At 28.2% G+C, this 15650-nt stretch carries 14 protein-coding genes; 1 reads left to right on the top strand and 13 read right to left on the bottom strand.

Annotated elements, in window-relative coordinates; translation table 11 throughout:
• Positions 1-103: 103 nt before the first annotated feature.
• From ATCC9714_RS07645 to ATCC9714_RS07585, 13 genes are all read right to left on the bottom strand, one after another.
• The gene (locus ATCC9714_RS07645; protein WP_057544927.1) at positions 104-1441 is read right to left on the bottom strand and encodes an ATP-binding protein; all 1338 of its coding nucleotides are present in this window, start codon (positions 1439-1441) and stop codon (positions 104-106) included.
• On the bottom strand, positions 1435-2145 hold the full coding sequence (locus ATCC9714_RS07640) for a LytR/AlgR family response regulator transcription factor (protein ID WP_021124495.1): 711 nt from the start codon (positions 2143-2145) through the stop codon (positions 1435-1437). Before ATCC9714_RS07640 ends, ATCC9714_RS07645 begins: the two co-directional genes overlap by 7 nt.
• Before the next feature lie 581 nt (positions 2146-2726).
• Complete coding sequence (locus ATCC9714_RS07635) at positions 2727-3323, bottom strand: vitamin B12 dependent methionine synthase, activation domain protein (protein ID WP_021124494.1); 597 nt, start codon at positions 3321-3323, stop codon at positions 2727-2729.
• Positions 3323-4324, bottom strand: coding sequence for a uroporphyrinogen decarboxylase family protein (locus tag ATCC9714_RS07630; protein ID WP_057544925.1), 1002 nt, complete (start codon positions 4322-4324; stop codon positions 3323-3325). The genes ATCC9714_RS07635 and ATCC9714_RS07630 overlap by 1 nt, the downstream gene beginning before the upstream one ends.
• Complete coding sequence (locus tag ATCC9714_RS07625) at positions 4325-4966, bottom strand: cobalamin B12-binding domain-containing protein (protein ID WP_057574275.1); 642 nt, start codon at positions 4964-4966, stop codon at positions 4325-4327.
• Positions 4967-4968: 2 nt separating this feature from the next.
• The gene (locus tag ATCC9714_RS07620) at positions 4969-5907 is read right to left on the bottom strand and encodes an ABC transporter permease (protein WP_057566409.1); all 939 of its coding nucleotides are present in this window, start codon (positions 5905-5907) and stop codon (positions 4969-4971) included.
• Positions 5897-7402 carry a sugar ABC transporter ATP-binding protein gene (locus tag ATCC9714_RS07615; RefSeq protein ID WP_057544922.1) on the bottom strand — a complete coding sequence of 502 codons (1506 nt, stop codon included), beginning with the start codon at positions 7400-7402 and terminating at the stop codon, positions 5897-5899. The genes ATCC9714_RS07620 and ATCC9714_RS07615 overlap by 11 nt, the downstream gene beginning before the upstream one ends.
• A gap of 83 nt (positions 7403-7485) precedes the next feature.
• Positions 7486-8442: a sugar ABC transporter substrate-binding protein gene (locus ATCC9714_RS07610; RefSeq protein WP_057544921.1), complete on the bottom strand. Its 957-nt coding sequence runs from the start codon at positions 8440-8442 to the stop codon at positions 7486-7488.
• A gap of 257 nt (positions 8443-8699) precedes the next feature.
• Positions 8700-10034, bottom strand: a complete 1335-nt coding sequence (gene fucP, locus ATCC9714_RS07605) for an L-fucose:H+ symporter permease (RefSeq protein WP_057544920.1) — start codon at positions 10032-10034, stop codon at positions 8700-8702.
• 35 nt (positions 10035-10069) lie between these two features.
• Positions 10070-10768 carry a class II aldolase/adducin family protein gene (locus ATCC9714_RS07600; RefSeq protein WP_021129853.1) on the bottom strand — a complete coding sequence of 233 codons (699 nt, stop codon included), beginning with the start codon at positions 10766-10768 and terminating at the stop codon, positions 10070-10072.
• A 26-nt stretch (positions 10769-10794) separates the two neighbouring features.
• Positions 10795-11235 (bottom strand): RbsD/FucU family protein, encoded by a 441-nt coding sequence (locus ATCC9714_RS07595; protein WP_021124481.1) that lies wholly within the window; start codon positions 11233-11235, stop codon positions 10795-10797.
• Positions 11229-12731, bottom strand: a complete 1503-nt coding sequence (locus tag ATCC9714_RS07590) for a rhamnulokinase (protein ID WP_057544919.1) — start codon at positions 12729-12731, stop codon at positions 11229-11231. The genes ATCC9714_RS07595 and ATCC9714_RS07590 overlap by 7 nt, the downstream gene beginning before the upstream one ends.
• A 19-nt stretch (positions 12732-12750) precedes the next feature.
• Complete coding sequence (locus tag ATCC9714_RS07585; protein ID WP_055328850.1) at positions 12751-14544, bottom strand: L-fucose isomerase; 1794 nt, start codon at positions 14542-14544, stop codon at positions 12751-12753.
• A 190-nt stretch (positions 14545-14734) separates the two neighbouring features.
• On the opposite strand from ATCC9714_RS07585, the gene ATCC9714_RS07580 reads away from it, so the two are divergent.
• Positions 14735-15601 (top strand): AraC family transcriptional regulator, encoded by an 867-nt coding sequence (locus tag ATCC9714_RS07580; protein ID WP_021124476.1) that lies wholly within the window; start codon positions 14735-14737, stop codon positions 15599-15601.
• Positions 15602-15650 lie beyond the last annotated feature (49 nt).

Here is a 15650-nt window from a genome sequence, read left to right as displayed (position 1 = left end):
AGAGAGCCTAAAGTAAGGCTCCCTTTTAATATTTTGACTTGATATAATATGAACAATCGATAATTTTTTATATACAAATATAATAAATACTAAGCAGTTAGATTCATTCAATTGGTATATAAATACTTGCTATAAATTTATAATCATTATTTTTAATCTTTAACTCACCATCATATTTTTTTACTGATGATTTTATATTTTCAAGTCCTAAACCATGAAAAAACTTATCCTTTTTAGTCGTAAAGATTTTATTATTTTTTAATATTACTTTATTCATCTTACTATTTTCACATCTAATAACATAATAACCTTTTATGAAAGTGCTTTTTATAGTTATATATCTACTTATATCTTTATCATTAATATTATTACAAGCTTCTATTGCATTATCTATTAAATTAGAAAAAATACTTGTTATATCTATCATTTCTATAAACTCACATTTACTAAAATCTATACCTACTTTAAAATCTATATTGCTTTCCATACAAACTTTACTTTTTTCATATAGTATTATATCTAGTAATAAGTTTCCTGTATTATATATATTTTTAACATTTTTCACTTCGTCTTCTATATTGTTAATATACTTATTTACATCTTCACTATTACCTTTAAGTCTTTTTATATTTTCCATATGGTTATTCATATCATGATATACTTTTTTCATTTTCTCTTTTGACTCTTTTGCCATTAAGTAGTATTTATATTGCATATCTAATTTTTCATTTAAAAACTGTGTTTTAACTTTTTCTTTTTCTGATTTTATAGAGTTAATGAATATAGATATTAATATTACATTTATAATAAATAAAAGATATGGAAATATATTTTTCATATAAAATGAAAACATTATTGTATCTACGAGACTTATATATTCAAGATTGTTTTTTACTAGTAATGAATATAAGTCTCCTATCTTCTTTTCTGATATATTAAAAAATAAAACTATTACTAAATTAACTGTTATTGTTAGAATTATATATATATAATATCTTTTGTTATCGTAAAACTTCTGTATTTTGTCAAAGAAATAAGTACATATAAATATAATAATAAAAGTTATTATTAAGTTTAATTCAAGTAGATTCAAAGCTACATATCTAGATGAAAGTTGTAAAATCCAATAGATACTACACTCTATCAAAATATATACTAAGGTATATATTACAGAGTTTGTAATAGATTTTTTTGTATCCATTTTATAAATTGTTTTACAGATTAAAAATAGTGATAAAATTATTCTTATTAAAATAAATAGTGCTACAGTTCCAAATGGCATTCTCCATATAATTAGAGCTATAACTAGTATTGAGGTTAATACAAGTTTAGTTTTTGATTTACATTTGCAAGTATAGCCTCTTTTTTTCATTAAGGCAAAAAAGAAGATTATAAATATAGCCATATTAATCATGCATAAAATATAAAAATAATCTAACATAGCTTGTCCTCTATTAAATCGAAAAATCTATCTTTTGTATCTTTAAATCTATATCTACTTATAGGTACTTCCTCACTATTTTCAAGTACTGCTATGTATTGTTTGATGCTTTTTATATGTTCTAGGTTTACTAAAAAGCTTTTGTGGCATCTATAAAATCTGCTACAATTTATTTCTTTTTCAATATTGTTCATAGTACCTTTTGTTTCGTATGTTTTGTTTAAGGTATGTATGGTTATATTTTCTTTTTGTACTTCTATGTAAGTTATTTCACTTATGTCTAGCTTTATTCTGTTTCCTTGTTCTTTTATGATAATGTGTCTATTTTTTATGTCTATTTCTTTTATACAGTTTAAGATGTGTATTTTTAGGTCGTCATATTTTACTGGTTTTATTAAGTATCTGTAAGCTCTTACTTCATATCCTTCTAGAGCATATTCTATTAATGATGTTATAAATATTATTTCTGCTTTATTGTCTGTTTCTCTGATTTTTCTTGCAGTATCCATTCCATTTATCTCATTTAATTGTATATCTATTAAAAATATGTCAATATCTTTGGGATAGTTTTTAAGTAACTCTTCTCCTGAGTTAAATATATCTAGACTGTAATTGATTGGTAAATCCTTAAATATTTGATTAATATGAGTTTTTAATAAATCTTGTTGCTCTTTTTCATCTTCACAAATTGCTATTTTAATCATATGTTTTCTCCCCATGTGATTTTTTATTACATTTTATTGGCTATATTATTTATTAATATGCAAAATCATTATATCCAATTTTTAGGATATCATTTTTCTGCCATTCTTATCAAGGTATTAAATTTCCTATGAGTAAATTATAATAGAATTGAGTATTATTGGTTATTTCATTTATAAAAATAAAAAAAGCACTGATTTGATAGCCTAAGCCTTCAAATTCAGTGCTTTTTCAAGGAGTAATATTAATTACATCCTTATCCTCTTTTGACTTTTATTAAATATAGTTTGCAAGTTAGCTACGACTCTAACCTTTGGGTGTTAGACTAAGGCTAATTGCACTCTAGTAGAGCGAGGAATCTAGTAGATTCATTATATTTAATATGATATTTTTTCAAATATCTAGCCACCATCACTTCCAAAGATACTACCAAAAGGTAAGATATTATCTTGCTTTTGCGTAGTCAGTGTTGGCTGATAGTTAAACTTAATTAACCATCTGATTATATATTAACCATTATTTAAAAGAATATTCATCTATTTTAAAATTTTTTATATTTGTTAATAAATAATTGTATCAAACTTTAAAAACACTTATTAGCACAATTTTCACATCTTGATTTTAAGTTTTTGCAACTTCCCATACATATAACCATAGCAACACTTTTTATAGGATTCATTTGATTATATTCATTTATAGTTATATATTCATTTTTAAAATAGCTATATATATTTCTTTGATTTTCTATACTAAATTCTTTATCTCCTGGATATATTTCATGTGAAATATTTAAATGAGGGTTATTATCTTCTAAATATTTTTTTATATTTTCATTTATGTAATCTAATGCTACTATACCTATTTTATCAAGTACAAGACCTCTCATCATATCATTATTACTCATATGATAATTTATATTTTTATCTATTTCATTTCCTATAGTATATAAAATTGAATAAGCTTTTTCACATTCTTTAAAACATTTTATAATATAGTTTCCTGTAAAGTTATTCTCTTTTATATCTATTTCTTTAATAAATACTTTTATATCTAAAATATCATTTATATTTAATATTTCTTCATCTATTATTTTCTTTATACTATCTGGAGCTTTTCTTTTTCCATATCCTAAAAACTTTAAAACTATATCTTTATCTATATAAACATTATCTATATTCATTATATATCTATCCTATCTAAATCTTCATAACTCATTCTTCCTGTTTTTATTGCTGCTTGCAAGTTACATACAGGAGTATCATTTAAACAGTTACATCCAAAGGCACATAAAAAGTTATTATACTTTCTCATTGCCTTAGTTAGTTTTAAAATTTCTTCTTTTATTTTTTCTGGAGTTGATCTTCCTAATAATTCAATTGGATCTAAATTACCTATTAATACAATGTTTTCTGGAATTTTTGGCATAACTTCTTTATAGTCCATTATTTGGTCTAAGCTTATTGCATCTAAATTGCAACTTAACATATTTTCAAGTAACTCACTTGTATCTCCACATATATGCATACTCTTCCAGCAATCTAGTTTTTCATATATTTCATTTACATTTGGTACAACATATTTATCAAATCTTTCTTTATTTAAAGTTACTGCTGCTGGTTCTGATATAGATATTAATTTAGCTCCAGCTTTGTTTGCTGCTACTGCATATCTTTTTACAGTTTCCGTTGTAAATTCTAAAAGTTTTAATACAAATTCTTCATTAGTTATTATGCTTCTTAAAAGATGAGTCGCACCAGCTAATTGCACTGCTAAAGTAAATGGTCCTTGTATTGATACATATAATGGTTTATCTATATTTTTAGCTATCAAAGATAAACTTTCTATATTCTTAGGCATTCTTTTAGTTTCATATGGGTTAGGTACTTCATATTTTTCTAATATGCCTATGTCTGTTATTGAGTGAGTAAGAACACTTGGAAAATCATAATCTGGTTTTAATATATCTAGTCCTAATGTTTCACAAAATATAATTCCATCACAGAATGAGTATATAAAGTCCGATTCAAAATATTGATTCATAGTTTTTGCTAGTTCCAATTGATTCAATGGACTTTCATATACTTCATAAGCTTTCTTATTTATTAAGAAAAGCCCATTAGTTGCCATATCTGGTAAGAAAAAACCTCTCTCTTCACTATTTATATATTCTAATAAAGTCATCTACATTACCTCCCCCATAAGTTTTTGTACTAATCTCACTGCTTTTGGTGCATTTTCACTATAACCATCAGCACCTATTTGTATTGCATAATTATTGCTTACAGGCCCTCCACCTATTATAACCTTAGGTCTTTTATTTAATTTTCTACTATTTAAATCATTTATAACTGTTTTCATATTCTCCATAGTAGTCGTCATCATAGACGATAAAGCAATTATATCTGCATTATTATTAATTGCTTCATCTATTATAGTTTTACTGCTTTTATTTACACCTAAATCTATAACTTTATAACCTGAGGATTCTATCATTATTTTAACTATGTTTTTACCAATTTCATGGGTATCCCCTTCAACAACTGATAACACTACAGTTCCTTTATTTTCTTTCTTAATTTTCCCATGACTTCTTAAAACATCTATACCTTCATTTAATGTATCTGAACAAACTATAATTTCAGAAAGATAATATTCCTTATTGTTAAACATATCTAATGATTTTACCATTCCTTTATTTAGCCCTTTATCATATATATCTTCTATACTTATATTTTTATTTTGTAGGGCTTCTAAAACTAAACCTTTTATATTTTCCTTATCCATATTAACTACACAGTCACATATTCTTTGTAATATATCCATTTTTATCTCTCCTTACTAAAGTTATCTATTCCTACTGCTACTAAAAGTACAAGTCCTTTTACAACCATTTGATAATACTCACCTATATTTAAAAGTATCATCCCATTTGATAATATTCCTATTATTAAACATCCAATTATAACTCCTGATAATTTACCAGAACCTCCACTTACGCTTACTCCACCTAAAACAACAGCTGTTACTACATCTAATTCAAATCCTGTTCCTGAGTTTGGAACTCCACTATTTATCCTAGATAAACTAATTACTCCTGCAAGTGCTGATAAAAATCCTGATATAGCGTATACCTTATATCTAACTAAATTCACTTTAATACCTGATAATATACTTGCTTTTTCACTTCCACCTATCCCATATACATATGTACCAAACTTAGTTAAATAAAGTATTACAAATCCTACTATATAAACTCCAGTTAATATAAATATAGGTACTGGTATTTTTCCTATATAACCTTGCCCTATAAATGAAAACCCTTTAGGAAATCCATACACTGGTAATCCTCCAGTAATTATATAAGTTATACCTCTATATATAGTCATAGTTCCTAGTGTTGATATAAGAGGTGATATTCTTATTTTATTTATTAAAAACCCATTTATAAGCCCCATTAGTATACCTACAACCAAAGTTATAGGTATTGCTATGTACATACTAACTCCTGATGTTAGCATTTTTGCTAGTAGTATTGAACTTAATGCAAGCATTGATCCTACTGATAAATCTATACCTCCAGTTATTATTACCATAGTCATAGCAACTGTTGATATTCCAACTATTGAAATCTGTCTTAGTATGTTTGTTATATTTCCAAAGGTAAAAAAGTACTCCGTTGTCATAGAAAATAATAATACTAAAAAAACTAAAAAGAACACTGTTCCATAATCAAAAATATTTATGTTTAATCTTTTACTTTTCATAATCTCTCTCCCTTAACAAACTAGCTGAGTCTATAAAAATCTGTTCTGAACTTACTTCTCCATTTTTATATTCTGAAACAACATGTCCATTACTCATTACTAAAATTCTGTTACTCATTCTAAATATTTCTTCCATTTCTGAAGAAATCATTATAATTGATTTGCCATTCTCTGCTAACTCTTCAATTATCTTGTAAACTTCTTCCTTAGCCCCTACATCTATTCCTCTTGTTGGCTCGTCAAATATTATAATGTCACTATTTGTAATTAACCACTTTGCAATAACTACCTTTTGTTGATTTCCACCACTTAAATTGTTTACATGTTCTTTTATAGATGAGTATTTTAACTTTAAATCTTTTAATATTTTAGATACATCATTTGTTTGTTTATTTTTATCTATAAATATACCTTTTGTAAACTTATTTAATGATGCTAAGCTGGCATTTTCCTTAATTCCCATTTCAAGTATTAACCCTGAATCTTTTCTATCTTCTGTTATAAAAGCTAGTCCGTTTTTTATTGCATCAGATGGATTATTTATTTTTACAGTTTTTCCTTTTATACTTAAACTTCCACTTAAAACTTTATCTACTCCAAATATGGCATTTGCAAGTTCTGTTCTTCCTGATGAGACTAATCCTGCTATACCTATGATTTCTCCTTTTTTTAAATCAAAAGATACATTTTTTATATACTTACTAGTTAATTTATCTAAAGTTAGTACTATTTCATCAGTTGAGTAATCTTTAGTTTTCTTTGATATATCTAAATCCCTGCCTACCATATACTTTATAATTTTTTCTTTATCAAGTTCACAATTTTCCTTTGTTGTTATTAGCTTTCCATCCATAAAAACACTTATATCATCTGATATTTTTAAAACTTCATCTAATCTGTGTGATATATATATTATGGATACTCCATCAGCTTTTAGTTTATATAATATTTCAAATAATTTATCTATCTCATTTTTTGTAAGAGATGCTGTAGGCTCATCTAGTATAAGTACATCTAAATTTTTAATGATAGATTTGGCTATTTCAACTATTTGTTGATTTCCTATTCCAATATCTTTTACCAACTTTTTAACATCTATATTTACACCTAAGCTTTTTAATATTTCCTCACTTTTTTTATTCATAGATTTTTTATCTAAGAATAAGCCTTTAGTTTGTTCATATCCATAAAATATGTTTTCTGCTACTGTTAAATAAGGGATAAGATTAAGCTCTTGATAAACACAGTTTATTCCCATATTCATACTGCTATTAGGAGAATTTTTTAGTATCTCTTTATTTTTATAAATTAATTTCCCTGAGTTTTGTTTCTCTGCTCCAGTAATAATTTTTATAAAAGTTGATTTCCCAGCTCCATTTTCTCCTACTATTGAATGAATTTTTCCTTTTTCAAATTCAAGGTTGATTTTATCTAATGCTTTAACACCTGGATATTCTTTTACTATATTTTCTAATTTAAGTATTGAATTGTTCAAAGTATTCTACCTCTCAATATTTTGATATAAAAATAAGCTATCTTAAAATAATTAGCAGTATTTTAAGATAGCTATTATGTATTCTACTTATAATCTGCTACATTTTCTTTTGTAACTGGTGTCATAGGAAACTTTATCATTTCTTTTATCGGTCCTTCTTCAACCACTGTTTTAGCTGTAGCTATTATATTTTTTCCACTTTCAAAAGGAGCTATATCTACACTTCCTCTATATATTGTATTTTGATCTATTTTTTGTACAGCTTCATCTACTGCATCTAATCCAACTAAACATATATTTTCACCTTTTTTGTTAGCAGCAACCATAGCTTCATAAGCCCCTAGTACTGCATCATCACTTATTCCAACAAATACATTTACGTTTGGATTTGCTTGTATTATGTTTTCTGCTGCTTTCATTCCTGTTTCTCTGTTATTTGCATCAGTTTCAGCTACAAACTTAACATTTGGAGCAAATTTTTGTATTCCTTCTTTTAATCCTTTAGCTCTATCAAGTACTGCTGGTATTTGGCTAAATGTAAGTACTGCAACTTCAGCCTCTCCATTCATATTATCTTTTATATATTTACCTGCTATTTGTCCGCCAGTATATCCATATTCATATTCGTTTAGACTTACAAATGCATCTACATTTTTCATTTCTACGTTTGCTGCAACAACTTTTATTCCAGCATCCTTAGCTTTATCAACTAAAGGTTGTAAAGCTTCTGGGTCATTTGCACTTAATACTATTACATCTACCTTTTGAGTTATAAGAGTTTCCATTGCATCAATTTGAGGTTGTGCTTCATATTTTCCATCATGCACACTTAATTCTATGTTTGAATTTTTAGCTTGTTCTTTCATACCATTTATCATTTCGATAAAATATGGGCTAGTTACATCCATTGTTACATAACCAACTTTAAGTTTTCCTTTAGATGATGCATCTTTATCATTTTTTGATTCATTTCCTGTACTACACCCTACTAATCCTATAATAAGTATTATTGAAGTAATCATAACAAAAACTTTTTTCATGCTTTTTTCTCCCTTTTCCCAATATTTTGACCTTTTTATTGTAATTGAAAACGTTTCTAATGTAAAATAGAAAAAATCTATAATTTAACAATCATTTATAGTCTTTGTCTATTTTTACTTTTTCTCTATTGATTACAACGCAATACATAAATATAAGTAAATTAGATTAACTAAAAAAAACTTGCCTTAAAAATATAAATGGGCCATATTTTACAATAAAATTATAAAATATGACCCATCTTTACTATTTACTATATTTAAGCTTCTTTCTTAGTTCTAAAGCATAAAGAATAAACTAATACTACTAAAAAACATATTGCTGGTATTAAAAATGATGAACGAACTGCTGCTTGTGTTCCTGTAAATGATGGTACTATAGATGATAGCACTCCTGTATCTATCATTTTACCCATTATAGGTGTTATAACTGCTCCACCAAGTATTGCCATTATTAGTCCTGCTGCTCCAACCTTTACTTCTTCACCTAAATCTTTAAGTGCTATACCATAAATTGTAGGGAACATTAATGACATACAAGCTGATATTGCCACTAAACACCATACTGATTGATTTGTTGGTAAATATATAGTTCCTAAACTAAATACTATACCACCTACTGCAAACACTGCCATCATTATAGCTGGATCAATATACTTCATTAAAGCTGTACATATCCATCTACATACTATAAATGATATTATAGCTATTAAGTAATACCCTGAAGCTGCAGCTTCATCTAATCCAAGGTTTGTCATTACGTAACTTATGGTCCAAGTCCATACTGCTATTTGAACTCCAACATAGAAAAACTGTGCAACAACTCCAAATGCATAACGAGGTATTCTAACTAATTTCTTAATTGAATGTGTTATATTAAGTTCACCTGATGTATCCTTTTCTGAATCTTTACTTTTCTTAAAGAATAACCATATTACTAGTGCTATAGCTACTAATCCCACATATGGTACACATACCCATAATAATTCATTACTACGTATTGCACTTAATGCATCTGGGCTCATAGCTACACGTTCTTCATAAGTTGCAGGATTTAAATTACTTAATATAATATACTTAGCCATTATAATCCCTGTTAATGAACCTAGTGGGTTAAAAGCTTGAGCTAAGTTAAGTCTACGTACACTAGTTTCTGGTGATCCTAATGAAATTACATATGGATTACAAGTTGTTTCAAGTATTGATAATCCCCCTGCTAAAATAAAAACTGATGTTAAGAATAAGTTGAAATTTTGAGATATTGCAGCTGGTATATACCCCATAGCCCCTACTATGTATAATCCTAGACCTACTAATACACCAGTTCTATATGAATATTTCTTTATAAGTATTGCTGCTGGAAGTGCTAATACTGCATATGAACCATAAAATGCAACTTGTGTTAATGAAGCATCTGCTGCCTCAAGCATAAAGATTCTACCAAATGCTGGTACTAGATTATCTGTCATATTGTTTAATAATCCCCATAATACGAAGCAAGATATAAGCATAATAAAATGTGCTATATATTTTTTAGGAACAATAGGTGTTAACTCCTGCTTATTTGATACAGAACTACTTAACTTACCATCCATAATGTTTCCCCCTAATATATTCTTTTTATAATAGATTATTTTCTATATCTCTTAAATCCTGGATGTCTTCCTGTTACTCCGTAGCCTTTTCTCATTCCTATTAATCTATTTATATTCTTTTGAGAAATTTCCTTTTCCCCACCTAATAAATGAGCTGTTAAACTTATTTTTGCATATAGCTCTAAAGTTTCCATTCTGTAGTATGCAGTTATTAAGTCTGAACCTACTGTAAGCGCTCCATGATTTTCAAGTAATAATACATCATGTTCTTGTAAGTATGGTGCTATTGCATCTGGAACTTCATAAGTAGATGGCGTTCCATATGGTGTTACTGGTATAGAGCCTATTGCTATAACAGTTTCTATCATAGTGTATCTATCCATATCTAAGTGAGCAACTGCATATCCTGTTGCTGTTGGTGGATGAGCATGTACTACAGCTCCTACATCTTCTCTTTCTTTGTAGCATCTTAAGTGCATTTTTATTTCTGATGATGGTTTAGCTCCTTCTGGCCCATCTAAAACTTCTCCATTTTCATCTATATGAACTAATTTTTCTGGTGTTATAAAACTTTTACTTATACCTGTTGGTGTTGCTAGAAAAGTACCATCATCTAATTTAACACTTACATTTCCATCATTAGCTGCAACCCATCCTAATTGCCACATTTTATGACATACATCACACATTTGTTCTCTAACTTCCATATATTTTAAATTTTTTACACATTCCATAATAACTGCCTCCAAAATTGATTTTATTATTCTACTACTACACCTTTTTGTAATATAACATTTGCATATAATGCTTTTTCTCCTGTTGCTATTATTGCGTATGCTTTTTTAGCTTCATCATAAAATTTAAATCTTTCTATAGTTCCTACTGTTTCTTCACCACGATTATCATACTTTTGTATAATTTCTTTATAAGTATCCCATATTGGAGTTTCTACATTATCTCCCGGCATAACTTCCATTAAACTAACTGGCTTATCTACATAAGTATCTAATGGAAAAACTGTTAGTATAGCATCTAAAAGTTCTGGTACTCCATGTCCATCACAACGAATTACTATAGAATCTTTTCCCATACTTTCTGCTGGAAAGTTTCCATCAGATATTACTATTTGATCACTATGACCCATTTCACATAATACTTTTAAAAGTTGTGGTGATAATATTTGAGGTATATTTTTTAGCATGTTACCATCCCCTTAGATTCAATTATTTCTTTGAAACTTTCATATTTTTCATCCCATGCTTTAATATTAGTTGGATAATAATAGTTTATTTCTTGTGAATTTCTAATTATTTTACGAGCTTCTTTTAAATCTTTTATTTTATTTGTTGCCATTAATTGAATAGCTATATTTCCAAGTACAGTTGCTTCAGTTGGTCCTGCACATACATCAATGTTACAAGCATTAGCCGTCATTTGGCATAAAAGCTTACTTTGTATACCTCCACCGACCATATACATAGTTTTATAATCTTTTTTTGTACAATCTTTTATTTCTTCTAATGAATAACGATACTTAAGTGCTAAACTTTCATTAATACATCTAACTATTTCTCCTTCTGTTTTAGGAACTTCTTGGTTAGTCTTTTTACAATAAGTTCTAATTCTTTCAGGAATATTTCCTGCTGGAACAAATACTTGGTCATCCGGATCTATAAAACATTTAAAAGGCTTTGAACTTTTAGCTAATTCTTCTAATTCACTAAAACTATATGTTTTTCCTTCTCGTTCCCACTGTCTCTTACTTTCTTGTATTAACCAAAGCCCTATTATATTTTTTAAGAAAGAAACTTTATTTCCATATCCACCTTCATTAGTTATATTGTAATAACTAGATTTTTCATTTATTATAGGCTCATCAATTTCAGTTCCAAGAAGTGACCAAGTTCCGCAACTTAAAAATACAAAGTCATCTTCCATAGCTGGAACTGATACTAATGCACTTTGAGTATCATGGCCGGCTACTGCAATAACATCGCTCATATCTATTTTTAATTCTTCACTTATATCTTCTGATATTTTTCCTATTATAGTTCCACTAGGAACAATTTCTGTGAATAATTTTTTAGGTATTCCTAAAGAATCAATTACCTTATCTGACCAAGTTCTATTCTTTGCATCAAATAATTGAGTTGTAGATGCTATAGAGTTTTCTGTGACCTTTTTACCTGTTAATAAATAATTAAATAAGTCAGGCATTAGGAGCATCACATCTGCTCTTTCAAGCAGATGTGATCTTTTTTCTTTTAATGATAATAATTGAAATGCTGTATTTATCTCCATAAATTGGTTACCAGTTATATCATAGAACTCTTCTTTTGGTATTTTTTCAAAGCTTTTTTCTATCATTCCGCTAGTTCTACCATCTCTATAATGAATAGGATTTTCAAGTAGTTGACCATACTCATCAATTAATGCAAAGTCAACTCCCCACGTATCTATACCTATACTATCTATTTTTCCAAAGGACTTTGACTTGATTAAGCTTTGCTTTATTTCAAAGAACTGTCTAAGCACATCCCAATACATAGTTCCCGAAACAATTACAGGGTCATTTGAAAATCTATGAATTTCTTCAATACTTATTTTAGTTCCATCATATACTCCAAGCATTGCTCTTCCACTAGACGCTCCAAAGTCAAAGGCTAATACTTTCTTTTTATAGTTATTCATCTCCATGATATCACCTTCTGTATTATTATTTGTACATTGGTCCGTAAGCTTGGCAAGCTCTATAATCTTGACCTTCTTTATCCATTCCAAATGCATTCCATGCAGCTGGTCTAAATACTTTTTCTTCATCTATATTGTGCATACTTACAGGTATTCTTAACATTGAGCATAATGTGATTATATCTGCTCCTATATGTCCATAGCTTATTGCTCCATGGTTAGCTCCCCAGTTGTTCATTACATCATAAGCTGATTTAAATGCACCTTTTCCAGTAAGTCTTGGAGCAAACCAAGTACAAGGCCATGTATAATCAGTTCTCTTCCACAACTTATCAGATACTTCATCAGGAAGCTTAACAGTATATCCTTCTACTAATTGAACAACTGGTCCAAGTCCTTTTACAAGATTTAAACGCATCATAGTTACAGGCATTTCAGCTTCTGTTAAGAATCTTGAAGAATATCCGCCTCCTCTAAAATATCCGTTATCAGCAGCATTCCAAGTAGTTGCTTTTAATATTGCATCTTGATCTTGTTGTGTTATATCATACCAAGCTTTCATTACTCCATTGCCGTTTTCATCTTTTGCTTGACCACAAGCGTCTAAACAAGATGCTCCTGAGTTTATTAAATGTATAAATCCATCAGACTCTTTAGCTACTCCTTCTAATTCATAACCAGTGGCTTTTTTAACTGCCTCTGGACTCCAGTAAGTACGAACATCTGAGAATATTTGTGGAGTATTAGTTAATAATTTTCCAAATAACATACCTATACCATTTAATACATCATTTTCAGTTGCTAATATATAAGGTTCTCTTGCTCCATTCCAGTCAAATGAAGTGTTAAGTAATGCTTCTGGGAAATCACAGTTTGGATAAAAGTCAGTCCATTGTCTTTGACCTTGGAAACCTGCAGCTATTGCATTGTGACCTAATCTTTCTTCTTCACAGCCTTTTGGTAAGTTTTCATTTCCATTCATTAAATCTTTTATTATACACATCATTTTAACAACAAATTCCCAATCTTTATCTTTTTGTTCTCTAGTTTTTTGAACATGTTCTGGGTTTTTATCAAATCCTTCTATACACTTTTCTTTAGTCCATTTTAAAGCTCTTTCAAATTCTTCTTTATCGTAAATTTCCTCAGTCATTCTTCTTATTACTTCTGTTTCATCAACTGATTCAACTCTCATACCTAAGTATTCTTCTATAAATGCAGAATCTATTATAGATCCACCTATTCCCATACATATAGAACCTATTTGTAAATAAGATTTTCCTCTCATAGAAGCTGCTGCTACTGCTGCTCTACCAAATCTTAATAATTTTTCTTTAACATCTTGTGGTATTTCTGTTGCATCTGCATCTTGAACATCATGACCATATATACCAAATGCAGGAAGTCCTTTTTGTGCATGAGTTGCTAAAACTGATGCTAAGTAAACTGCTCCTGGTCTTTCTGTTCCATTAAATCCCCATACCCCTTTTATAGTCATTGGATCCATATCCATTGTTTCCGAACCATAGCACCAACATGGAGTTACTGTAAGAGTTATATCTACTCCTTCTCTTCTAAATTTATCTTGGCAAGCTGCAGATTCTGGAACTCTACCTATTGTAGTATCAGCTATAACAACCTTAACTGGCTCACCATTAGAGTATTTTAAATTTTCTTCAAATAATTTAGCTGCTGATTTTGCCATAGTCATTGTTTGTTCTTCAAGAGAACCTCTTACATCTAAAACTCCTCTTCTTGCATCTATTGTTGGTCTTATTCCTATTACTGGATATTCTCCTATTAATCTGCTTTTTGCCATTTTTATTCCTCCCCTAATACTATTTAAATTTTTATTTTTATTTTTTATTTAAAATCAAATTAATTATGTATTTCTTTGTTTTTCTAATTCAATTATATACGTTACAATAAACGTTTTCTTGTGATATAATAGTCTAAAAATATAATAATATTCACTTTTTTCTTTTTTAAATATAGGAGGTGATAATTTTATGAAATATTTTGATTATAAAGAACAAAAGCAACATGGTACTTTTGACTTTCCTATTGCCTTTTATCATGTAACACCTGAACATCCAAGATATAATATGCCTTACCACTGGCATACTGAGTGTGAAATAATAAGAATTTTAGAGGGAGAGTTTTCATTAATAATTAACGATGAAAAGATTTTAGCAACAAAAGGAGATATAATTTTTATTCATGATGCCATGTTTCATGGTGGCACTCCAAATAATTGTATTTATGAGTGTATTGTATTTGATATAAAAATACTATTAAAGCAAAATCATGCTTGTACAAAACAAATTCAGGATATTATAAATCAAAAGAAAATAATTGGACCTCTTATTTCTACTGATATTGAAGGACTAAAGATTTGTTGTGATAATTTATTTGAATCAATGAGATATATGGAAACTGGATATGAATTTTTAACTCAAGGTTCTTTGTATTATTTGATAGGACTTATCCTAAGATTTAATTTATATAAAAGTAAAAATAAAACTACCAAAATAACACAAGAAAAAACACTTCATTTAAAAAATGTTTTAACTCTAATAGAAAGTGAATATCAAAGGCCTCTGACTCTTGAGGATTTATCAAAGGCTGCTGGTATGACTCCAAAATATTTTTGTAGATTTTTCTCTGAAATGACTAATAAAACGCCTATAGAATATTTAAACTATTATAGAATAGAAAGTGCTTGTGAACAACTTCTTACTACAGATTATTCTATAACTGAAGTTGCTTTAAATTGTGGTTTTAATGATGTAAGTTATTTTATTAAAATGTTTAAAAAGCATAGAGATATTACTCCTAAGCAATACATAAAACAACATTTAAATAACGCTATATAATATAAAAAATAGCTACTACAAAATTTACTTTTATAGTAGCTATTTTTTT

It is taken from the genome of Paraclostridium sordellii (genome assembly GCF_000953675.1).
In the GTDB taxonomy this organism is placed as follows: domain Bacteria; phylum Bacillota; class Clostridia; order Peptostreptococcales; family Peptostreptococcaceae; genus Paraclostridium; species Paraclostridium sordellii.
Note: the sequence above shows the minus strand (reverse complement) of the source record. Positions and strands in the feature narration are given on the sequence as shown.